Here is a 21,934-nt window from a genome sequence, read left to right as displayed (position 1 = left end):
AGGGTATCGCCATCGACGCATCAAATATTTCCGCTACCCATCACGAAAATTGATGCCTCTTTCGAATATCGCGGGTTAAGGTGACGGGGCCCAAGCGACGGATTCTCCGGTCGCATATTTTTCCCGCAGCCTGTCGTTTCCCTTGATTTCCGGCCCGCTGCCCTCAGTCCGATGAGTGCGACCCGCATGGATTCCGAATTCCCCCACCCGATGAAGGGCATTACCCTCAAGGTTCTGTCCGTGCTGGTCTTCGTCTGCATGTCGACGCTGATCAAGGCGGCGGGAACGGAGATCGCCACCGGCCAGATTACCTTCTACCGCTCGGCTTTCGCGATGGTGCCGATCCTCGGCTATCTCGCCGTCAAGGGACATCTGCGCACGGCTTTCCACACCAAGGATATTTTCGGCCATCTGGCACGCGGCTTCATCGGCATCCTGGCGATGAGCTTTGGGTTTTACGGTCTGGTGCACCTGCCACTGCCCGAAGCGATTGCGATCGGCTATGCCATGCCGCTGCTGGCCGTCGTCTTCGCAGCGGTGTTTCTCAAGGAAACCGTGCGGGTCTATCGCTGGTCTGCCGTCCTGATCGGGCTGGTGGGGGTGATGATCATCACATGGCCGAGGGTAACGCTGCTGCGCGATGGCGGGTTTGGCTCGCAGGAGGCGCTCGGTGCGCTGGCCGTGCTTCTCTCGGCCGCGCTCGGCGCAATCGCCATGGTGCTGGTGCGCAAGCTGATCGCCAAGGAAAAGACCCACACGATCGTGTTGTATTTCTCCCTCTCGGCCTCCTGTTTCTCGCTGCTGACGCTTCCGTTCGGCTGGGAGCCGTTGCCGCTGAGTTCGTTTCTGCTTTTGATGGGAGCGGGTTTCTGTGGTGGCGTTGCGCAAATTCTTCTGACGCAGAGCTATCGTTATGCCGACATGTCGACGATTGCGCCGTTCGAATATACCTCGATCCTGCTCGGGCTGCTGATCGGCTATTTCCTGTTCGACGAGGTGCCGACAGGCGTCATGCTGGTCGGCACGGCGATCGTCGTCGGTGCCGGCATCTTCATCATTTTCCGTGAACACCAGCTCGGTCTCGAGCGCCGGGGCGCGCGCAAGCATATCACCCCGCAGGGGTGACACATTGCCCGAATGATCAGGGCGCGGCCGTCGGGGCGGTGTCGTCCTCGATCAGGTCGGCCGGCCGCACAGCCTGGTTCATTGCGTTGACGGCCTCAGTCCCCGGCGTCGGCACGGTATTGGCCTGGAAGTCCGTCTTGGAAACGAGCCCGTCCGTATGGCCGCGCTGGGCAATGCGCCAAGCGGCATAGGCGGCGTAGAGTGCGAAATAGACGGCCAGAACCATGAACAGCGATGGCGGGCCGAAACGGTCCATCACCGGCCCCACCATCAGCGGGCCGGAAATGGTACCGATGCCATAGGTGATCATCATGCCGGAGGAGACCTCGACATATTCGTTCGGCCGGGCAAGGTCGTTGGCATGGGCGACATTCAGCGCATAGATCGGAAACAGAACTGAACCGACAAAAGCCGCGATGACATAGAGTACCAGCGGGCTGGAACCGACGAAGGCGACCATCGCAAGGCAGGAGATAACGCCGACGATACCGCAGCCGACCATGACAATGCGCCGGTCGATCCGGTCGGACGTTCGCCCGATCGGGATTTGCGAGACGGCGCTGCCAGCAAGAAGGGCAGCCAGCAGCGTTGCGCCTTCGGCGGTGGAAAGGCCGATCTTCTGGGTAAAGACGCCGCCGAGATTGAGCCAGGCGCCGGACATGGCACCGGCAAGAAATGCGCCGACGACGGCAACCGGCGAGCGGCGATAGAGTCCCGGCACATCGAACTTGGCCTGTGACGGCGGGGCAGGCATCGCGGACGAGGACAGCGCCGTTGGCAACAGCGCCAGCGAGAACAGCACGCCACACAGAATGAACAGCGACGAATTCGTCGGATCGCCAAGCGGCACCAGATATTGCCCGCCGATGGTGCCGACCATGGTGGTGATCAGGTACAGCGAAAACAGCATGCCGCGGTTTTCATTGGTCACCCGTTCGTTCAGCCAGCTTTCGATCACCAGGTAGCTGCCTGAAATCGCAAAGCCGGAAATGGCGCGAAACAGGATCCAGGCCCGCCAGTCGACCACCAGCCCGCACATCAGAATGGCGATGCTCAGCAGCGTGATCAGCGCTGCAAATACCCGTACATGGCCGACGCGCAGAACGAATTTCGGGGTGATGATGCAGGAGATTGTAAAGCCCAGCGTATAGCCGGTTGCGATCAGCGAAATGGTCAGCGTCGACCAGCCCTCGGTCACCGACCGTACTGGCAAGACATAGCTCGCCAGCCCGAAGCCGACCATCATCAGCAGCGTCGAAAGCATCAGGCTGAACACGGATCTGAGGCTTGCCAGCATGAAGGCTCCGGGTACGGATCTGCCGGGGTGCCTGTGACGCACAAGCCTCAGGAGAAACGCTGAAAATGTTGGAGCGGATTGCGCGCTTGAAAACCGGTGCCCGACACGCCGCTGTTGGAATCAAAGAACGAGTGTCGCTCTATCCAGTTTTGCTGACGCTGTCGATTGCGACAAGGCTTGGCGCAGAAGAGGAGATGTGGCCGCAGGGCGGCCGGAAGCCAGCGATTTACTTCGGCAGGAAGGCGCTGACCGCATGACGGTCGGCATTGGCAGCCGGGGCTTCACGGCTCAAACGGCTATATTCGCCGGAGGCGCGCACGGCGGTGCCGATATCGGCGATCAGAACCCGGAGCGAGCGGATGGATGCTGTCATGATCGGATTCCTTTCATCTTTGGTCTGTTAATCCAGGCAGAGGCGAGCGCGGCTGCGCAGACCGTTAAAAATCAACGCTGGATGAATTCCGCGAAGATCTGGGCCGGGCGTGTCTTGTGGCCGTAGCCTGCAGCGGTCATCTGTTCGTTGGCTGCCGAGCCGAAGCTGTTGAACGGCGTGCGCAGCGCCGAGCCGGCATGGCGGAGCGTTTCAAAGCTCGAATGCAAAGGGCGAAAACGGGTCGTCATGGTTCAATTCCTTATTCCAGTCCTCCCGTCGTTCTATATTGCACTGCAACATCAATTCCGCAACGGACGCGTTCGCGTTGCTGGTATGCGCAATCCGCATGGCTTTTTTCATCGTTTGTTCATGTTTCGGGCAGGCGTCGGGTTCAGGCGCTCTTAACCACGAATCCGGGCGCGAAAGGCCAGCAGATCCTGCCAGGCGAGCCGCTTGCTGGCCGGGGCCGAGGTCAGGTCCTGCGGATGCAGGGTGGCCAGGGCCGGGACCGTGGCATTGCCAATTTGAATGTCGCGCCATTCGCCCCGCATGTGATGGATCATCTCGTTGCCGCCGAAGAAGAAACGGGCGGCAAAATTGCCGAGGATCAACAGGTGGCGCGGTTCGCTGAGCGCGATCTGCCGTTCGATGAAGGGGCGGCAGATATCGGTTTCGCGCGGCGAGGGCGGGCGGTTTCCCGGCGGCCGCCACGGAATGACATTGGTCAAAAGCACGGATGTCCGATCGAGCCCGATGGCGGCCAGCATGCGTTCGAGCATCTGGCCCTGCTTGCCCGAAAATGGAACGCCCTCGCGGTCGTCGTCGCCGTTTGGCACCGGGCCGATCACCAGAATGCCGGACGCGGGGTTGCCGTCGGCAAACACCATGTTGCGAGCGCTGTTGCGCAGATTGCAGCCGGAAAAGGCTTCCATGGCGCTCTTGAGTTCATCAAGGGAGCGGGCAGATTCAGCCGCAAACCGGGCTTCGGCGATGGCCTGCTCGTCGGGAATGGCCATTTGTGGCGTGGCGGTAGGAGCGGCCGGAGCCTTGCCGGTCGCGCGATTGCCGTTCTCACGGGCAACCGGTGTGGCGGGCGCATCGCTGCGCTCCAAGGTCTGCGTTCGCTGCATGGCTTGCGAGGCGCCATTGCCGCGCGCCGCCTTCGCTTCAGCAAATTCGGCGAACCGGTCGACCGGATCGTCTTCCAGCATCCATTCGACCCCGGATTCTGCATGAAAATGCAGAAGGGCGGCAAGTTCGGCCGGACTCATGGTGTCGCAGGAGATCATGGTCTGCTTGTACAGAAGGGGGGGCGGGCAGGGAAGGCCATCGCGGACGCAATATGGATTTATGCCGGCGAAAGAGCGGCAGTCTCCCACTTCTCCCCAGCGGGGAGAAGTGTCGAGCAAAGCGAGACGATGAGGGGGCGGTTCGGCCGGTTCTCGCGTGTTTGGCTCCCCCTCATCCGGCCCTGCGGGCCACCTTCTCCCCGCTGGGGAGACGATGAGGTACCAATCACGCCGCCATCGCCGTCCAGCGTTCGATATCGTCGCGCTCGCCGATCAGCGCTAGCCCGTGGGCAATGGAGAGAAGCTCGCCACCGCTTTCGATCCGGTCACTGGCAAAGCGGTCTTCAAAGATGCGCCGGATGGCCGGTACGAACGAAGTACCCCCGGTCAAAAACACCTTGTCGATGCCATCAGCCGGCGTGTTGGTGGTGACCAGCACCTCGTCCAGTGCTTCCTCGATGCGGGCAAGGTCCGGTGCGATCCAGCTTTCGAAATCGCTGCGGCGTACGGTCTGGCGGCTCTTTTCGCCGAGCGGCTTGAAGAAGAATTCGGTCTCTTCCTCATGTGACAGCCTCATTTTGGTGGCCGAAATCGCTTGGTAGAGCGGATAACCTTCGTCGTGATCGACGAGATCAACGAAGGCCTCAAGCTTTTCCGGCTCGACGGCCGAGCGTACCAGCTGCTTCAGGTCGGTAAAATCCTTCAGCGTCTTGAAGATCGACAATTGGTTCCAGCGGCCGAAATTGGCATAGTAGCTGGAAGGCACGTCGAGCAGCTTGTCGAAGCTCTTAAACTGGCTGCCCTTGCCGATCAACGGCGAAACCACCGTGTCGATGATGCGGAAGTCGAAATGATCACCGGCGACGCCGACGCCGGAATGGCCAACCGGAACCGCCGTCATTTTGCCGGCATGGCTTTCGAAACGGATGATCGAATAGTCGGTGGTGCCGCCGCCGAAATCGGCCACCAGCACGGTCGCATCCTTCTTCAGGTTCTGGGCGAAGTAAAACGCCGCCGCCACCGGCTCGTAGACATAGTGGACTTCGGGAAAATCGAACGAAGATAGCGCGCGGTCATAGCGTTCGAGCGCCAGGTTTTCGTCCGGGCTGGTTCCGGCAAAACGAACCGGCCGGCCGACGACGATGCGCTTGTACTCCTGCTGCCAGCCATCGCCGGCATAGTCGGCGATACGGGAAAGGAAGGCGCGCATCAGGTCTTCAAAGCTGTTGCGACGGGCAAAGATCAGCGTGCCTTGAAACAGCGGGCTGGCGGCAAAGGTCTTGATCGACTGCAGGAAGCGCGCCTCGCCGGGATTGTCGATGAACTGCTGGATCGCCGCCTGTCCCGCTTCGATGCTCACTGCGGCGGCCCCCATCTGTGCATGCTTCATGAACGATAGCGCGGTGCGCATCGAATCTGTGGTGCCGGCTTTGCTTGAAAAGCTGAGCGACTGCGTCGAGTCGCCCTTTGAGGCGGCAAGCACCGAATTGGTCGTGCCGAAATCGAAGCCGAGTGCCTTGGCCATGAAAGTCTCCGTCTTGGGTGTCCGCCAGCTGGCGGCAGAAGTCGTCTCGCCTACACGCACGGCCTCGGAATGCCTTACGGCAGCCGGTATGCGGTTTGTGGCGGAGGGCTTGGTTATTTGGAGGGCGCGTATTCGCATGGGTCGAAGGCCAAAGCAAGGCAAGATGAAAGGCCGGTAGTGGAAGAAGTCTTTTTGTATTTTGACGTTTACGTTCACGTCATATGTTTGTATCCTGCGGCATGACCTCATGCGCAAATGCGCTGGGCTGCCGTCGCAGACCGGCTCGACAAGTCCGGCCGTATTTGCCATGACGGAGGTCAAGAATTGGGAACAAAACCGTGCAAAATAGCCGGGTGCGACTGGAGACGAAGAGATGACCGACAAACATGAGCTGCCCGAGCGCGAAAGCATGGAATTCGACGTTGTTATCGTCGGCGCTGGGCCTGCCGGTTTGGCGGCGGCTATCCGTCTGAAGCAGGTCAATCCGGATCTGTCGGTCGTCGTTCTGGAAAAGGGCGCCGAAGTCGGGGCGCATATCCTGTCGGGCGCCGTTGTCGATCCGATCGGTATTGACAGGTTGCTGCCGGGCTGGCGCGAGGAAGAGGGGCATCCCTTCAAGACCGAAGTCAAGGACGACCAGTTCCTGCTGCTTGGTCCCGCCGGCTCCATCCGCCTGCCGAATTTTGCCATGCCGCCGCTGATGAACAATCATGGCAACTACATCGTCTCGCTTGGCCTCGTCTGTCGGTGGCTGGCCGAAAAGGCCGAGGCGCTCGGTGTCGAAATCTATCCGGGCTTTGCTGCCACTGAAGTGCTTTACAACGATCAGGGCGCCGTCATCGGCGTCGCCACCGGCGATATGGGTGTCGAGAAAAACGGCGAGCCGGGTCCCAACTTTGCCCGCGGCATGGAACTGCTCGGCAAATACACGCTGATCGGCGAGGGCGTGCGGGGTTCGCTCGCCAAGCAGTTGATCTCGAAATTCGACCTGCAGAAGGACCGCGAGCCGCAAAAATTCGGCATCGGCATCAAGGAACTCTGGCAGGTCAAACCGGAAAACCATAAACAAGGCCTCGTCCAGCACTCGTTCGGCTGGCCGCTCGGCATGAAGACGGGTGGCGGCTCGTTCCTCTATCACCTTGAGGACAATCTGGTCGCCGTCGGCTTCGTCGTGCACCTCAACTACAAGAACCCCTATCTCTATCCGTTCGAGGAATTCCAGCGCTTCAAGACGCATCCGGCCATTCGCGGCACCTTCGAAGGCGGCAAGCGGCTGACCTACGGCGCCCGCGCCATCACCGAGGGTGGCTACCAGTCGGTGCCGAAGCTGACCTTCCCCGGCGGCGCGCTGATCGGCTGCTCGGCCGGTTTCGTCAACGTGCCGCGTATCAAGGGCAGCCATAATGCCGTTCTGTCGGGCATCCTCGCCGCTGAAAAGCTGTCGGATGCTATCGCCGCCGGGCGCGCCAACGATGAAGTGATCGAGATCGAGAACGGCTGGCGCGACAGCGCCATCGGCCAGGACTTGAAGCGCGTGCGCAACGTCAAGCCGCTGTGGTCGAAGCTTGGCACGGCAGCCGGTGTGGCGCTCGGCGGGCTCGATATGTGGACCAACACGCTGTTCGGCTTCTCCTTCTTCGGCACGCTGAAGCATGGCAAGACCGACGCGCAGTCGCTGGAGCCGGCGTCGATGCACAAGAAGATCGAGTATCCGCGCCCGGATGGTGTTCTGACCTTCGACCGTCTCTCCTCTGTGTTCCTGTCGAACACCAATCACGAGGAAAACGAGCCGGTGCACCTGAAGGTCAAGGATATGGCCCTGCAGAAATCGTCCGAGCACGATATCTATGCCGGCCCCTCGACCCGCTACTGTCCGGCCGGTGTCTATGAATGGGTGGAAAAGGATGGGCAGGATGTCTACGTCATCAACGCCCAGAACTGCGTCCACTGCAAGACGTGCGACATCAAGGACCCCAACCAGAACATCAACTGGGTACCGCCGCAGGGCGGCGAGGGCCCGGTCTATCCGAATATGTGAGGTGGGTGCCTCGATGGCATGAAAAGGGCGGCAGGCGAAAACCTGCCGCCCTTTTCTATTGCGCACAATTTCAACGCGCTTAACCAGCCATTAACCATGTTTTCCCTATTTTCGGTTGCATCAACCGGATCTTAAGGAAACACACGATGTCGATCTCCCGCCGTGGCCTGCTGCTCGGCTTTTCTGCTCTCCTTGCCGGTTGCGCCACCAACGGACCGAACCATGCAGCCAACTATGCTGCAAAACCGGACGAAAAGTTTCCAATGCCGGCCATGCCGCTGGAAAAGGTCAAGCCGGAACTGCGCCGCCAGCAGGTCGCCTATTCGACGAAACATGATGCCGGCACCATTGTCGTCGATACGCCGGCGAGGCGGCTCTACTATATTCTCGGCGACGGGCAGGCGATGCGCTACGGCATCGGCGTCGGCCGCAACGGTTATGCGCTGGCAGGGTCTGCCTATATCGGCCGCAAGGCCGAATGGCCATCGTGGACGCCGACCGACAACATGATCCGCCGCGATCCGGGCAAAAATCGCAAATATGCTGGTGGTGTTCCTGGCGGCCCGAACAACCCGCTCGGCGCCCGGGCGATCTATCTGTATCAGGATGGCAACGACACGATGTTCCGCATCCACGGTACGACACAACCCTGGTCGATTGGCCAGGCGATGTCGAGCGGCTGCGTGCGCATGCTCAACCACGATGTTGTTGATCTCTACGAGCGCGCAATCGTCGGCGGCCGCGTCGTCGTCCTGCAGGCGTAAGCCAAATTCAGAGAACTGGGCGCAAGTATATTCAACTCGACAAAGGCGCCGTGAGCTCAATGCTCCGGCGCCTTTGCTGTCTCATCCAAGGGACCATTTGCGCTCGACGAAATCGGCGATCAGTGGTGCGATCTCGGGCAGCCTTTCTTCAAGGGCGAAGTGACCGGTGTCGAACAGGTGCAGCTCCGCCTCCGGTACGTCGGCCAAAAAGGCACGGGCGCCTGCCTCGGTGAAGAAGGGATCATTGCGGCCCCAGGTGATCAGCGTCGGCGGCTGGCTTTGGCGCAGCCACTGCTGCCATTCCGGATAGCGGACAAGGTTGCTCTTGTAGTCAAAGGCGAGATCGAGTTGCGGCTGGCGGCGATCGGGCCGGTCGAGGAAGTGCTGGTCCATCGTCCAGCCATCGGGAGGGACGAGTTCCGGCTGCGCCGTGCCGCCCTCATATTGCCCGCGGGTCATGTCCAGTGTCAGAAGATTGCGAACCTGCTCCACAGCGCCGTCGTTGGATGGGGCAAGGGCGATAAAGTCGCGGGCGATGTCCGAAAGTCCCTCCAGATAGGCATTGCCGTTCTGGACGATCAACCCGGCGATCAGCTCTGGCCGGCGGGTTGCCAGCCGAAACCCGACCGGTGCGCCGAAATCGAAGGCGTAGAGCATGAAACGCTTGAGTGACAGCGCATCGACAAAGGCCTCCATCACAGTCGCCAGATTGTCGAAGCTATAGGTAAATGTGCCGTTCTCGTTGGTGGAAGTGGGCGCTTCGCTGTGGCCAAAGCCCGGATAGTCGGGGGCAATCAGCCGGTAGTGGCTGCCGAGGGCGTCCATCACGCGCCGGAACTGGTGCGACGAGGCGGGAAAGCCGTGCAGCAGCAGGATGGTTGGTGCGTCCTTGCCCGTTTCCGGCAGGCTTTCTCGATAGAAAACGTGAACGCCGCCGGCCTCGATAAACCGGTGACGGATGGAGGGAATGCTGTGCAATGCCATTTTAACACCCGTATGGTTTGAATTTATGCGTTAGGTTTGCATTCGAGTAACTAATGTGTCAATCGTAAAAATATACATTATAGACGAAAGATAGACGAAAGGCTGAGCATGGATCTGATCCCTTTCACTGGCGAACCGTTGGCCCTCGATCTCGTCAATACCCGGCCCCTGACGGCTGATGGCCAAGTGGATCTGCTCGAAACGGCAGCGGGTCTGCAGCTTTGGCTGGAGGCGGAATCCGATCGTTTGCCAGAGGGCGTGGTTATGGAGTTTGACGCCTTGACGGCTGGTGACTTGGCGCCGGTGATGGCCGTGCGCGATCACACCGCTTCGGCAATCGCCCATGCCCGCGACGGTAGGCCGGTGCCGCGCGCGGAAATTGATGGCTTGAACGCCGCCATGCGTGCGTCGCCCGTCATGCGCCAGCTTGCATGGGGTGACCCGCCGGTTTTGGCCAGCGAACGGGCAGGCGCACCGGCGGTTAGGCTTGCCGGGTTTCTAGCCGAGGATGCGGCCGCACTGCTCACCTCCGGCGACGTGACGCTGATCCGCAAATGCGCGGCAGAGGATTGCGTCATGTTGTTCGTCGGCAGCAATGCCCGCCGCCGCTGGTGTTCGGCTGCCCGCTGCGGCAACCGCGTCCGCGTTTCGCGCTACTATCACCGCAGTAAGTTGACGTGATGGTTCGGGTAGCGCGCGGGCTCCCGAGGATACCGCAATGAAAACGCCTGCTGGATGCGATCCGCAGGCGTTTTCGCGACGGTGGCGAGACAACTCTATGCGTTGAGTTCAGCAAAACCAGCGCCGGGAAGGGTAGGGGCTTCGCGCACCGGCGCAGACTTCCAGGCAACGACCATCAGTGCGCCGATGACCGTGATATGTTCCATGACGACATAGAATTCGAGCGTCTTCATCGGCTCCTGCATGGTCCAGAACGTATGGGCGATCGGAATGGTCAGTGCGGTGAAGACTGCCAGCGCCCCGGCACCAAGCCAGGTCCAGGGATTGGCGATGATCAGGGCTGATCCGCCAAGCTGGGTGACAATGACGGCAATGGTGACGAGCGGCGCAGGCTCTAGGCCGAAGAACGACATTTCGGCGACGCCGGCATTGAAATCGAAGAGTTTGGCCAGCCCACTTGCCCAGAACATGGAGGTCAGGACAGTGCGCGCCAGATAGCCGAAGGTACGGGAACCGATGAGAAAATCAATAAGGGAAGGCATTTCTCTCTCCAGAAACAGGTTATGAAACGAACCCCGGAACCGGCCCGCTGGGGTGCGGAGAACAATTCCGGGTAACGCGGCATCCTCTCTTTCAGAGACTATCGGGTGTACCGCGCTACCTCCTGTTTATGGCGAGCGCGGCCAATGAAGCGTTCCCGCAGGAACTGCGGAAAAGCCGGTTTCTCGGGGTGCCGGTCGCGTCAGAATCCCGCCAGCACTAGCTTGCCCTTGGTCCGGCCGGTTTCGATCAGGGCATGCGCCTTTTTCAGGTTTTCGGCGTTGATCAGCCCCAGCGTCTCTGTCAGCGTCGAACGGATTTTGCCGGTATCGACCAGCCGGGCGATCTCGGTGAGTATCCTGTTCTGCTCCTCCATGTCCTTGGTCTTGAATAGCGACCGGGTGAACATCAGCTCCCAGTGGATGGACACGGCCTTGCGCTTGAACGGCACGACATCGAGCACTTTCGGATCATCGATCAGCCCGAAGCGGCCCTGCGGGGCGATCAGCTGGATGATCTCTTCCAGATGATCGGTGGTATTGGTCGTTGAAAAGACAAAGGCCGGCGCGCCGAGCGCCAGCTGGTCGATCTGGTGTGCCAGCGGCTTGGAATGATCGAGCACATGATGAGCACCGAGATCATAGGCCCACTTCTGGGTTTCGGGCCGCGAAGCGGTGGCGATCACGGTGAGATTGGTCAGCGCCCGGGCAAGCTGGATGGCAATCGAGCCGACGCCACCGGCACCGCCGATGATCAGGATCGCGTTGGCAGCGCCGGGAACCGGATCGTTGACCTTCAGCCGGTCGAACAGGGCCTCCCAGGCGGTCAGAGAGGTCAGTGGCAGGGCGGCCGCGGCCGGAAAATCCAGTGTTTCCGGTTTCCTGCCGACGATGCGCTCGTCAACCAGATGGAATTCGGAATTGGCTCCTGGCCGGTCGATGGCACCGGCATAGAAGACAGCATCCCCCGGCTGGAACAGTTTCACACCCGGGCCAACCGCCTTGATGATCCCTGCCGCATCCCAGCCAAGCACCTTCAGCTGATCCGGCTCCGGCTTGGCGTTGGCACGAATTTTGACATCGACCGGATTGACCGAGATCGCCTTCACCTCGACCAGAATATCTCGCCCTTCCGGCGTCGGCACAGGCAGGTCAACATCGATCAGCGAGGTCTCGGCCGAAATGGGCTGGGGAATCTTGTAGGCAATGGCGCGCATGGGTGGCTCCTTGATGTTTGAACAGAAGCTAGATGCGCATTATGATGCAGGAGCGCAAGAATGCACAATAAGTGTATATAGTACCCAAAAGGATACCGTGAATGCCGCGTGTTCGCCACAAGCTCCTGACTTGCTCTCCCGGCTGCCCGGTCGAGGGCGTACTGCATCTGATCGATGGGAAGTGGAAGGGTGTCATCCTTTATCATCTGCTGGATGGCACGATGCGCTTCAACGAAATCCGCCGCCGCCTGACAAGCGTCACCCAGCGCATGCTGACCAAGCAACTGCGTGAACTGGAAGCCGACGGCCTTGTCGAGCGCACCGTTTTTGCCGTCGTCCCGCCGAGGGTGGATTACTGTCTGACCCCGCGTGGCCGTAGCCTCGAGCCTGTCATCATGGCGATGAAGCTCTGGGGCGACGAACATATCCTGCTGCAGGCTGCCGAATAGCTGGCGCATCACGGCAAGTTTGGGGCGGGCGATATTAAAGATTCGTCATTTTGCCGACGCCGGCTGAAAAAAGGTTAGTGCCGCTCCATATGTAGCCCAACGAGCTGCAAGGAGCACGAATGAAAATCAAGGCCATCTTCAATCGCGACGGCGGAACATTCCGCACAACCGATATGGACGCCTATAGCAAAAAGGCTGCGGAAGTCTTCCGTGCAGCCGGGCATGACATCGAAATCACCGTGGCTTCCGGCGATGGCATGGCAGATATCCTCGAAAAAACGGCGCGTCGCGATGATCTGGATGCGATGCTGGCCGGTGGTGGTGATGGAACCATTTCCGCGGCGGCAGGCGTTGCGTGGAAGAACGGCATGCCGCTCGGCGTGGTACCCGCTGGAACGATGAACCTGTTTGCCCGGGCGCTGAAACTGCCGCTGGATATCTGGAAAGTGCTGGATGTGCTTGCCGAAGGCAGGATCATTGAAGCCGATATCGGCAGTGCCGATGGCCGTGCCTTCGTGCATCAGTTTTCCATGGGGCTGCATGCCCGCATGGTGCGCTACCGCGAATCCTACAGTTTTGCCTCAAGGCTCGGAAAAATCCGGGCCAGCACACGCGCAGCCCTCGGTGTGATGTTCAACCCGCCGGAATTCGAGATCGAGTTCGAGGTCGATGGGGTTCGCGAAACGCGCAAGGTTTCCGCCATCTCCGTGTCCAACAATCATTTCGGGCCGAATGCGCTGATGTATGCGGACGATCTTACAGGGGGGCATCTGGGCTTCTATACAGCGCCTCCATTGAAGCCACATGGCGTCGCAAAGCTGACTGTCGATATCCTGCGTGGGAAATTCCGTGACAGCCCGCTGATCACCGAGATGAGCGCCACCGCCGTCGACCTGCATTTTCCTCGCGAGCGCCGCAACATCAATTGCGTCATCGACGGTGAGTTGCTGCCGATCGGCCGGGATGTCGCTCTGCGCATTCATCCGGGCGAATTGAAATTGCTCGTCGGCCAGTGACCGGGACGCGCTGCGGCGCTATGGCTTTTGCTGTGCCAGCCAGAGATAGCCGAAGCCGTAGCGATCATCTCCTTTGGCGAGATGATAGAGCGGCGCACTAAAGAGCGGCACGATATCGCCGGGCGCCACGCCGCCTTCGATAAGCTTTTGCCGGAGGTTCTCGGGAAGAGCCGGTTGTGCTTCTCCCTTGCCGCGCCACATCACCAGAACCGGTCCAGCCGATCGCCACCCGGCCGCAAGAGGAACTGGCGGATTGTAGGTCGTGATGGCGGTTGACAGCGGCAACTGCAAACGCACGCTACCGGCAAGATTGGTATCGTCGGCAATGACCAGGGCAGGCTGGATGGTGTAATTTTGCGTAATCTCGCGGATGAATGCCTCATAGGGAACGTTGAGTTTGTTGTAGGAGCCCAGCATTGGCGAGGTCACGACCCGCGCCGAAACGCCGATGAGCACCGCGAAGATCATGATGAAAAGGGGAATGGCAAAACGCTTGAGTTTTCCGGTTGTTTCGATCCCGGCCGCATCAATCTTGAGGCAGAGATACAGTGGTAGAATAACCACGAACAGGGCGAGCCATTTTTCCCGGATATGGGTGGCGCCAAGGCCGAGAACGATCAGCAGGACGGCAATCAGGCAGAGGCAGATGATCCGCCCCGTTATCCGGGTCCATTGGCTTTCCGCGAGACAGATGCGTTTGATGTCGAAGGGAAAGACCGCAAGAAAGAAGGCGATCGGTAGAATGGTCGCCCCGAAGATCGCCGAGATCAGCGAAATGGTTCCCTTGAACGCTTGAGCCAGCCGCCCGCCTTCCAGTCCTTCCTTCATCTCGTTGATGGTGCCGGCCGAGGCCGATGTGAGGTTGTGAAGAATCCAGTAAGCGTGTGGCAGGACGATCGCAAAGGCGACGGCGAGGGAGGCAATCAGCCTCCAATCGAAAATGCGTTGACGCAAATCCCGCTCCGGCAGAACGGCAAGAACGGCAGCAGCCGGCACCAGCGCAAAATTGTACTTCGAAATCAGCCCGATACCGACGGCGACCCCTGTCAGGAGATAGGAAAACAGGCTTGGATTGCGTAGCGTCCTGAAAAATCCGTAGAGAAACAGCGACACCGCAAAGAGTGCGGAGACGGTGTGCGAAAGGTCCCGCTGAGCCAGCAGAAAAACCGGCGGCAGGGTCAGCACGCCCAGCATGGCCATGGCCGCCAGCGTTCGATCCTTGATGACGGTCCGGGCGGCGAGACCATAAAACAGACAACAGAGAAAAAGCAGCAGATGCTTGAGGATGGTCAGCGCCGTCAGGGAGACGCCGAATGCCTCCACCACGGCATATTGCAGCCAATTGTAGAAGGGAGGCTGCGGACCATAGCCGAGCGCCAGAAACTGCGAAACGAAGGCCTGTTCGCCTTCGTCGATTTCGAGCGCCGGAGAGATGAACACGCGCAGGGCCACACACAGCACAAAATACGCGGCGACGGCAAAAATCATTGCATCGGCGCGGCGGGAATCAGCGTGAGGCATCAGCTTTATCCTGCTCGAAAACTTTGCGCACGATATAGGGCGGCGTGTCGTTCTCGCCGGAATAGAGCCGCGCCATCATTTCGGCGAGGATGCCGGTGGTGATCAGCTGAACCGAGGACAGGAACAGCATGACGCCAACGATCAGCATCGGTCTCGTGCCGATATCGTTGCCGAGCAGGAACTTGTCGATGAACAGGTAGAACAGGATCAGGGCGCTGAGGCCGCCGGCAGCAAGTCCGATTGACCCGAAGAAATGCCCCGGCCGCGCCTTGTAGCGCATGAAGAACAACACTGACAGCAGGTCGAGGATCACCCTGAAGGTTCGGGAAATTCCGTATTTCGACGTGCCATGCTGGCGGGCGTGGTGGGTGACTGGCATCTCACCGATGCGGCTGCTCGGCACGACGCCGGCAACCCAGGCCGGAATGAACCGGTGCATCTCGCCCATCAGCCGGACCTGCTTGATGATAGACGCCTGATAGATTTTCAGGCTGCAACCGTAGTCGTGCAGTTTCACGCCGGTGATCTTGCCGATCAGGTAGTTGGCGCACCAGGACGGGATCTTGCGCAGGAAAAGGCCGTCCTGGCGGTTCTTGCGCCAGCCGACCAGAAGATCGAGTTCGCGCTCCTCGATCGCCTTGACCATCGGCGGAATATCGCGCGGATCGTTTTGCAGGTCGCCGTCGAGCGTAGCGATCAATCTGCCGGATGCGAGATCGATACCCGCTTGCATGGCGGCGGTCTGGCCGAAATTGCGCTGCAATTCGACGATTCTCAAGCGTAGGCCGCTTTCGAGCTCCTTGCGGGCGCTGACAAGCGTGCCGTCGGTGCTTCCGTCGTTGACGAGAATGAGTTCCCACGGCTTGTCGAAATTGAGCATGGCTTCCCGGATGCGGGCGACCAGCGGACCGACGCTTTCTTCTTCGTTATAGATCGGCACGACAACGGACAACTCGACCGGCGGGGCCGTTTCGCTATCTACCCTGTTTGCTTCCAAGATGGGATCCAAAATCAAAGCCTTTTAAAAACGTGCAGGTTCTCTCGCCTGGGTTATCGTGATAACCAGCCGTGCCATAGCACCGGACAGGAAAGTACCAAATATATGAATGCAGGAGAGGATGCCAGCCGGGGCTCATGGCTTGTCCGCAACCGGATGAGCGCCATCTCCCTTGTGGCTGTCGTCGCCTACGCCGCGTTCATCCAATGGATCTGGGGTTGGCCGGTTCTTTTGCGGCAATGGGCCGGGATTGGTCTCTTTCCTGTCCTGTCGGCGCTGCTGCTTCTGGTCGGAACCTATTTCATCCGCTGCTATCGGATTTACGACTATTTTCCGAACGAAACACGCGGCCGTTTCCTCACGCTTCTGCGTGTGACGCAAGTCCATAACCTTCTCAACATCATGTTGCCATTCCGGGCAGGCGAGACCAGTTTTCCGATCCTGATGCGGTCGGAATTTGCCGTCCCTTTGACGCGCAGCACCTCGGCGCTGCTGCTCATGCGCCTTCTCGATCTGCACGCCCTGTTCGCCGCCGCGGGCGTCGGCCTCGTCATTGGCCGTGATAACCAGGCGCTTGGCTGGTTGCTGTGGGGGCTTTTTCTTGTGTCACCGCTGGCGCTGTTTCTATTGAAGGGTCATGCCCTTGCCGTTCTGCAGCGTCGGCTGCCGGAAAAGTTCGGCCAGTTTCTAGTCGAGGTCGAAGCCGGGCTACCCGCCAATGCGCTGGTCTTCGTCAGGGCATGGTTGATGACCGTTCTCAACTGGTCAACGAAGGTCGCCGTGCTCGCCTGGGTTCTGGCGACCATGGGCGTTCTGCCGCTTGCCGCCTGTTTCGGCGGCGCGCTTGGCGGTGAACTGTCGTCGGTTCTGCCGGTGCATGCCCCCGCCGGTGTCGGCACCTATCCGGCCGGCATTACCGCCGGCGCTATATCCTTCGGTGCGCCAGCGAAAGGCGCCGCCTTTGACCTGCTTGCCAGCGCCAGCGTCAATGCGCATCTGCTGATCGTCGTGTCGGCGGTTGCCGGCACGCTTTTGTCGATGGTTCTATCGCCGCGCCGTTGAAACTTACTGGAACGCAGTTTCGAAGAAGCTGCGCAGCTTGCGGGAATGCAGTTTTTCCGGCGGCATGGCTGCCAGTTTTTGCAATGCAAGAATACCGATCTGCAAATGCTGGCTGACCTGTGTCTTGTAAAAGGCCGTCGCCATGCCCGGCAGTTTCAGTTCTCCATGCAACGGCTTGTCGGAGACGCAGAGCAGGGTGCCGTAGGGAACGCGGAAGCGGAAACCGTTGGCGGCAATGGTCGCCGATTCCATATCGAGTGCGATGGCGCGTGATTGCGACAGTCGCTTGACCGGACCGCGCTGGTCACGCAGTTCCCAGTTGCGGTTGTCGATGGTGGCAACGGTGCCGGTGCGCATGATCCGCTTGAGATCATAGCCCTCGTAACCGGTCACTTCCGCCACGGCATCCTGCATCGCCACCTGAACTTCGGCGAGCGCCGGGATCGGGATCCAGACCGGCAGGTCGTCGTCCAGCACATGGTCCTCGCGGACATAGGCGTGGGCAAGCACATAATCGCCAAGCGTCTGACTGTTGCGCAAGCCGGCGCAATGACCAAGCATCAGCCAGGCATGCGGCCGCAGCACGGCGATATGGTCGGTGATCGTCTTGGCGTTCGAAGGCCCGACGCCGATATTGACGACGGTAATGCCGCCATGGCCCTTCTTCTTGAGATGATAGGCCGGCATCTGTGGCAGCCGGGCAAGCGTCAGGTCCGAATCGGGCTTGTCCGATCCGGGCTGGGTGGTGATGTTGCCGGGCTCGACGAAGGCGGTGTAGCCATTGCCGCCATCGATCATCTGCTGACGTGCCCAGGCGCAGAATTCGTCGATATAGAACTGATAGTTGGTGAACAGCACGAAATTCTGGAAATGCGTCGCGCTGGTCGCCGTATAGTGGCTGAGACGAGCCAGCGAATAGTCGATGCGCTGGGCGGTGAACGGGGCAAGCGGCGAGGGCTCGCCGGGGCCGGGCTCATAGGCGCCGTTGGCGATTTCATCGTCTGTGGTGGTCAGATCCGGCGTGTCAAACAGGTCGCGCAGCGGAATGTCGATATTCTCAGCCATTGCCGCTTCGACATAGGCGCCTTCGCCGAAGGCGAAATGCAGCGGGATCGGCGTCGTCGATTCCGATACGGTAACACCGACGCCATGACTGCGGATCAACAGCCCAAGTTGTTCCTTCAGGTAATGCCGGAACAGTTTCGGCCGGGTGACCGTGGTCGTGTAGACCCCGGGCGCGCTGACATAGCCGTAAGAGAGGCGCGAATCGATATGGCTGAAGCTGCTGGTCTCGATGCTGACCTGCGGATAGCAGGCACGGTAACGCGAGACCGGCGTTCCGGTCCGGCCAAGTTCGGTGAAGGCATCGACCAGGAATTTCGTATTGCGCTCGTAAAGCGCCAGAAGCGCATCGACGGCGGCAACCGGATCGTCAAACGTCTGTGGTTCGAAAACGTCGGGCGTTGCGATGGAAAGGGCGGAGAGGGAAGAGATTCGATTGTTCATACGGCATTATAGGATGCTGTTTTTTACAAGCAAACGACAAGATTGGATTGCACAGGTCACGTTCAGGAAAAGCCGTTCAGCGCGGTCCGCCAAGGATGATAGCGGTGCCGGCAAGGGCGAGAATGACGCCGGTCGCATCCCATCGATCCGGCCGGACACCCTCGACAATCCACAACCAAGCCAGCGAAGCGGCGATGTAGATGCCGCCATAGGCCGCATAGGCACGTCCGGCCGCTGCTGTTTCGATAAGAGTGAGAAGCCAGGCGAACAGTGCAAGGCTTGCCACGCCGGGAATGAGCCACCAGATCGGTTTGTCGAGCTTCAACCAGGCCCAGAAGGCAAAGCAGCCGGCGATCTCCGCAAGAGCGGCAAGGGCATAGACGGCGAATGCGGAAATGGGCATCGGGTTCCTTCCTGTAGCTGATTATAGGAAGGCAGTCGGTTCAAATGTGCAAGCGCACCCGGAGCTTAAATCAGGCTTGCAGCTTCAGCTCATCGACTGGCGCTGCAGCGTGACGAAAAGGACAAGGCCGGCTCCTTGCTTGCCGATACCAAGGCCGGAGGCCTTGCTGTAGGCAACTGCACCCATCGGAGCCATCAAAAGGGCTGCGAGCGTCAGCATGCGCAGTGCGATGGTTGCGGAATGGGTGAGGGAGAACATCGTCTTTGATCCTTAGAGCTTGGCTTGTTCGCAGAACTTCGTGGTGTGCACGGTGCAGTCGGCAATCGAGCCGGCATAGTTGTGACGGCGGCGCTGGCTATCGGCGCTGACAGCGGCTGCGAGCGTCAATGCGAAAACGACCATAAGCATGCTGATGATGGTGAGGCGGCGGGCGAGAATGTCCATGGCTATGTCCGTTTGATCTGGTGTGTCGATCGGGGTTCAACTCGATGATGACGTTTTCGCACAAGCAAACTGAACTCTTCCTGAGACCTCGGTTCATCTCCCGTTCATCTTCGCGGCGTTCTGAACCGCTCAAGGGGTGCTTAAAGCCGTTTGGCAGCCATACTGGCGTCAAAGGAGCAGAATCGGGCGCTGATTATGAACATCGCTGTTCAGAAAAGGTCTGCTGATTTGGGAGAAGGAAGAACAAGTGCCTGCAGGCGGCCAGCCGAAACAATTCTGTTCAGCTAGGCGGCGCGCCGGACGCGGCGGCGCGCCGAAGATCAAGAGCAGAATCCAGCGTGGCCACCGGATGTCCAGCTTGATTACATCCGTGTCCAGGTCTGCGACTTGCAGAGAACCTTGAGAACGCAGCCCTGCATTTTCAGCGAGGCGCCGCTGATCGATGCATTGCCACTGTAGGTCTTGTCGTTGGCGGGATCAGTGATCTCGCCGGAATAGCTGTCGCCGCTGCCACTCATGCTGCCGATGCGCTTGCCGGCATGTTTGCCCGTCTTCAACGTGATGCAATAGCTGCCGCCGCAGGACGTGATGACGGCGGTCTCGCCGCTGGCCGTCTTCCAATTGCCGACAATCGGTTCGGCGGCGAAGCCGGACGCTGCCGTGGCCATTGTCATGGCTACCGCAAGTATCAATGTACGAATCATCATGTCCCTCCCGTAAAATTCGCCGGACACCCGATGGTTCCGGGCGAAAGGTTGTCAGAGTCGGTCTCCTCACCGCTCAATTTCCGGAAAATAACTTACGCGGACGTAAACGTAAATACGGAAGTCACTGGTTTTGCGATGAAGGGATCGAGCAAAATGCGGCTTGTTGCGCCGTCTCTTTCCGCAAGGCCCAACATGCGACCGTTTTGCGTGGTTAGCGATTGGTTGAAATCGGCGTCTGAATTTTCCGTAAAGATTGAGGCAAAAGCCAGCGTTTCCGGTCAGTCCGATGTTTAACAAAAACCCAAGTTTACCAATCGTTTGAACTTTGTTTGCCTCACATTAATCATGCATTTTAAGCGTGTATTGAAACCGCTGCTGCATATTCAGACCCATAAGACGAGCAGGGAAAAACACCCCGCCGACATCCTTCAGGGGGCCAAAGCCGCACAAGACGGCGGCCCCTTAAAGGAGCCTCAAAAAGGCAGATAAAACAGGGACTACCGACGTAACAAACCAGGTAAACAGGGACAGAGACAATGGCACGCTTTGACATTCAGAATGCTTCGGATGCCACAATGGGTGGCGAAAACCGCGCGGACGTCTTTTGTGAAATGGGCTTGATGTATGCAACCGGACGTGGTTGCGATGTCGATCTCGTCGCCGCGCACAAATGGCTGAACATCGCGGCCATCAAGGGATCGGACCGGGCAGCAGCGCTGCGTGCCGATCTGGCGATGACCATGAACAAGACCGACCTCGCCACGGCCCTGCGCGCCGCCCGCGAATGGATGACAGTGCATTGAAACAGGATTGCATCGACGACAGGCGGTAGGGACCGAGACCTCCGAAGATGGGGCGCGGTTTCTACTGCCTGCCGAGCGATTCCAGAACTTTCGGCAAAGCTTCCTCCAGAAGCGCCATGTCCGCCTCCGGCCCGGTGCTGATGCGGATACAACGGTTCAGGGGCGCAACACCCGGCATGCGGATGAAAACGCCGTGGTCGGCCATAAGCCCGTCAACGATGGCGCGGGCAAAGACGGCATCCTTGCCGCAATCAATCGTCACGAAATTCGTTGCCGAAGGCAGGGGCTTCAGTCCGTTGCTATCAGCGATTTCGGCGATCCTGCCGCGTGAGGCGGCAATTTTTTCCAGAACCTCGGCCAGATAGTCCTTGTCCGCCAGCGCTGCGATAGCCGCAGCGGTCCCGATCCTGTTCATGCCGAAATGGTTGCGGATCTTGTCGAAGGCCTGTGCGGTTCCCGGCGTACCGATGACATACCCGACACGGGCTCCCGCCAAGCCATAAGCCTTGGAGAAGGTCCGGGTACGGACGATGTTCGGCATGTCGATCAATGAGGCGATCGGGGGAATGGTGCCCGCCGGGGCGGTTTCGCCATAGGCCTCGTCGAGGATGAGAAGGCAGGTCTCGGGCAAGGCTCTTGCGAAGGCAATAACGCTGTCTGCGTCCCACCAGCTGCCCATCGGGTTGTCGGGATTGGCGAAATAGACCAACGGCGCATTTTCGCGTTTGACGGCGGCCAGCAGCCCGTCGAGATCTTCGCGGTCGTTGACATAGGGAACCGTCACCAGCCGGCCGCCATGCCCCGCGACATGGAAATTGAATGTAGGATAGCCGCCAAGCGAGGTGACAACCGGCATTCCGGGCTCGATCACCATGCGAACGATCTGCCCGAGCAGGCCGTCGATGCCTTCACCGATGGCGATGTTTTCCGCCCCGGTACCCAGATGGGCGGCAAGCGATTTCTTCAGCTCGAAATTTTCCGGGTCATTATATTGCCAGACCCCTGCGGCGGCCGCCGCCATCGCCGACAGCACCGATGGAGCCGGGCCAAAGCCGCTCTCATTGGCGCCGATTCGCGCTGCGATCGGGCGGTCACGCTGACGCTCGATCGCTTCAGGCCCGACAAAGGGAATGGTGGAGGGAAGCGAGGTGACGAGCGGGGTAAATCTGGAGAATGCGGACATTGCTGAATATC

The 21,934-nt window shown here is 59.7% G+C and carries 24 protein-coding genes; 8 read left to right on the top strand and 16 right to left on the bottom strand.

Translation table 11 applies throughout. The features are described from left to right. Positions 1–186: 186 nt before the first annotated feature. Positions 187–1,125 (top strand): DMT family transporter, encoded by a 939-nt coding sequence (locus tag ASC96_RS13890; RefSeq protein WP_060503639.1) that lies wholly within the window; start codon positions 187–189, stop codon positions 1,123–1,125. Positions 1,126–1,141: 16 nt separating this feature from the next. Here the strand turns inward: ASC96_RS13890 and ASC96_RS13885 are convergent, their stop codons facing one another. The 5 genes from ASC96_RS13885 to ASC96_RS13870 all read right to left on the bottom strand — a co-directional run bounded on the left by ASC96_RS13885 (position 1,142) and on the right by ASC96_RS13870 (position 5,609). Further along, complete coding sequence (locus ASC96_RS13885) at positions 1,142–2,422, bottom strand: MFS transporter (RefSeq protein WP_060503638.1); 1,281 nt, start codon at positions 2,420–2,422, stop codon at positions 1,142–1,144. A gap of 226 nt (positions 2,423–2,648) precedes the next feature. Further along, complete coding sequence (locus tag ASC96_RS33350; protein WP_164491952.1) at positions 2,649–2,795, bottom strand: hypothetical protein; 147 nt, start codon at positions 2,793–2,795, stop codon at positions 2,649–2,651. Between the two features lie 71 nt (positions 2,796–2,866). Then, positions 2,867–3,043, bottom strand: a complete 177-nt coding sequence (locus ASC96_RS33345) for a hypothetical protein (RefSeq protein WP_112834538.1) — start codon at positions 3,041–3,043, stop codon at positions 2,867–2,869. 153 nt (positions 3,044–3,196) lie between these two features. Next, positions 3,197–4,084 carry a uracil-DNA glycosylase gene (locus ASC96_RS13875; RefSeq protein ID WP_060503636.1) on the bottom strand — a complete coding sequence of 296 codons (888 nt, stop codon included), beginning with the start codon at positions 4,082–4,084 and terminating at the stop codon, positions 3,197–3,199. Between the two features lie 226 nt (positions 4,085–4,310). Then, entirely contained in the window at positions 4,311–5,609 is a 1,299-nt protein-coding gene (locus tag ASC96_RS13870) for an Hsp70 family protein (protein WP_060503635.1), read from the bottom strand. Between the two features lie 373 nt (positions 5,610–5,982). Between ASC96_RS13870 and ASC96_RS13865 the strand changes: the two genes are divergently transcribed. Together ASC96_RS13865 and ASC96_RS13860 are read left to right on the top strand one after the other, a co-directional pair. Beyond that, positions 5,983–7,647: an electron transfer flavoprotein-ubiquinone oxidoreductase gene (locus ASC96_RS13865; protein WP_060503634.1), complete on the top strand. Its 1,665-nt coding sequence runs from the start codon at positions 5,983–5,985 to the stop codon at positions 7,645–7,647. A gap of 146 nt (positions 7,648–7,793) precedes the next feature. Beyond that, positions 7,794–8,411 (top strand): L,D-transpeptidase, encoded by a 618-nt coding sequence (locus ASC96_RS13860; protein WP_060503633.1) that lies wholly within the window; start codon positions 7,794–7,796, stop codon positions 8,409–8,411. 81 nt (positions 8,412–8,492) lie between these two features. Here ASC96_RS13860 and ASC96_RS13855 read toward each other — a convergent pair whose 3' ends face one another. Continuing rightward, positions 8,493–9,395 carry an alpha/beta hydrolase gene (locus ASC96_RS13855; RefSeq protein WP_060503632.1) on the bottom strand — a complete coding sequence of 301 codons (903 nt, stop codon included), beginning with the start codon at positions 9,393–9,395 and terminating at the stop codon, positions 8,493–8,495. A 108-nt stretch (positions 9,396–9,503) separates the two neighbouring features. On the opposite strand from ASC96_RS13855, the gene ASC96_RS13850 reads away from it, so the two are divergent. After that, entirely contained in the window at positions 9,504–10,076 is a 573-nt protein-coding gene (locus tag ASC96_RS13850) for an ABATE domain-containing protein (protein ID WP_060503631.1), read from the top strand. Between the two features lie 95 nt (positions 10,077–10,171). On the opposite strand, the gene ASC96_RS13845 is transcribed toward ASC96_RS13850, so the two are convergent. Both ASC96_RS13845 and ASC96_RS13840 read right to left on the bottom strand, forming a co-directional pair. Beyond that, positions 10,172–10,618 carry a DoxX family protein gene (locus tag ASC96_RS13845; RefSeq protein WP_060503630.1) on the bottom strand — a complete coding sequence of 149 codons (447 nt, stop codon included), beginning with the start codon at positions 10,616–10,618 and terminating at the stop codon, positions 10,172–10,174. A 200-nt stretch (positions 10,619–10,818) separates the two neighbouring features. Further along, positions 10,819–11,832 (bottom strand): zinc-binding alcohol dehydrogenase family protein, encoded by a 1,014-nt coding sequence (locus ASC96_RS13840; RefSeq protein ID WP_060503629.1) that lies wholly within the window; start codon positions 11,830–11,832, stop codon positions 10,819–10,821. 101 nt (positions 11,833–11,933) lie between these two features. Between ASC96_RS13840 and ASC96_RS13835 the strand changes: the two genes are divergently transcribed. Then, complete coding sequence (locus ASC96_RS13835; RefSeq protein ID WP_060503628.1) at positions 11,934–12,281, top strand: helix-turn-helix domain-containing protein; 348 nt, start codon at positions 11,934–11,936, stop codon at positions 12,279–12,281. A 119-nt stretch (positions 12,282–12,400) separates the two neighbouring features. Then, positions 12,401–13,297 carry a diacylglycerol kinase family protein gene (locus ASC96_RS13830; RefSeq protein ID WP_060503627.1) on the top strand — a complete coding sequence of 299 codons (897 nt, stop codon included), beginning with the start codon at positions 12,401–12,403 and terminating at the stop codon, positions 13,295–13,297. An 18-nt stretch (positions 13,298–13,315) separates the two neighbouring features. Here ASC96_RS13830 and ASC96_RS13825 read toward each other — a convergent pair whose 3' ends face one another. Together ASC96_RS13825 and ASC96_RS13820 are read right to left on the bottom strand one after the other, a co-directional pair. Next, positions 13,316–14,818 (bottom strand): glycosyltransferase family 39 protein, encoded by a 1,503-nt coding sequence (locus ASC96_RS13825; protein WP_060503626.1) that lies wholly within the window; start codon positions 14,816–14,818, stop codon positions 13,316–13,318. Continuing rightward, positions 14,805–15,815, bottom strand: coding sequence for a glycosyltransferase family 2 protein (locus tag ASC96_RS13820; RefSeq protein WP_200954861.1), 1,011 nt, complete (start codon positions 15,813–15,815; stop codon positions 14,805–14,807). The genes ASC96_RS13825 and ASC96_RS13820 overlap by 14 nt, the downstream gene beginning before the upstream one ends. Before the next feature lie 105 nt (positions 15,816–15,920). Between ASC96_RS13820 and ASC96_RS13815 the strand changes: the two genes are divergently transcribed. Then, positions 15,921–16,877 (top strand): lysylphosphatidylglycerol synthase domain-containing protein, encoded by a 957-nt coding sequence (locus ASC96_RS13815; protein WP_060503625.1) that lies wholly within the window; start codon positions 15,921–15,923, stop codon positions 16,875–16,877. 3 nt (positions 16,878–16,880) lie between these two features. Here ASC96_RS13815 and ASC96_RS13810 read toward each other — a convergent pair whose 3' ends face one another. From ASC96_RS13810 to ASC96_RS13800, 5 genes are all read right to left on the bottom strand, one after another. Then, on the bottom strand, positions 16,881–18,383 hold the full coding sequence (locus ASC96_RS13810; RefSeq protein WP_060503624.1) for an AMP nucleosidase: 1,503 nt from the start codon (positions 18,381–18,383) through the stop codon (positions 16,881–16,883). Positions 18,384–18,459: 76 nt separating this feature from the next. Then, positions 18,460–18,780 carry a YnfA family protein gene (locus ASC96_RS13805; protein ID WP_060503818.1) on the bottom strand — a complete coding sequence of 107 codons (321 nt, stop codon included), beginning with the start codon at positions 18,778–18,780 and terminating at the stop codon, positions 18,460–18,462. Positions 18,781–18,870: 90 nt separating this feature from the next. Next, positions 18,871–19,044 carry a hypothetical protein gene (locus ASC96_RS33340; protein ID WP_164491951.1) on the bottom strand — a complete coding sequence of 58 codons (174 nt, stop codon included), beginning with the start codon at positions 19,042–19,044 and terminating at the stop codon, positions 18,871–18,873. Positions 19,045–19,056: 12 nt separating this feature from the next. Continuing rightward, entirely contained in the window at positions 19,057–19,230 is a 174-nt protein-coding gene (locus tag ASC96_RS33335; protein ID WP_037107006.1) for a hypothetical protein, read from the bottom strand. Positions 19,231–19,592: 362 nt separating this feature from the next. Then, the gene (locus ASC96_RS13800; protein ID WP_060503817.1) at positions 19,593–19,934 is read right to left on the bottom strand and encodes a DUF2147 domain-containing protein; all 342 of its coding nucleotides are present in this window, start codon (positions 19,932–19,934) and stop codon (positions 19,593–19,595) included. Positions 19,935–20,473: 539 nt separating this feature from the next. Here ASC96_RS13800 and ASC96_RS13795 point away from each other — a divergent pair. Next, entirely contained in the window at positions 20,474–20,740 is a 267-nt protein-coding gene (locus tag ASC96_RS13795) for a sel1 repeat family protein (protein WP_060503623.1), read from the top strand. A 61-nt stretch (positions 20,741–20,801) separates the two neighbouring features. Here the strand turns inward: ASC96_RS13795 and ASC96_RS13790 are convergent, their stop codons facing one another. Next, positions 20,802–21,923: a pyridoxal phosphate-dependent aminotransferase gene (locus ASC96_RS13790; RefSeq protein WP_060503622.1), complete on the bottom strand. Its 1,122-nt coding sequence runs from the start codon at positions 21,921–21,923 to the stop codon at positions 20,802–20,804. Positions 21,924–21,934 lie beyond the last annotated feature (11 nt).

This window comes from Rhizobium sp. Root1204, assembly GCF_001424965.1.
GTDB lineage: Bacteria > Pseudomonadota > Alphaproteobacteria > Rhizobiales > Rhizobiaceae > Pararhizobium.
This window is presented reverse-complemented; position numbering and strand designations above follow the sequence as displayed.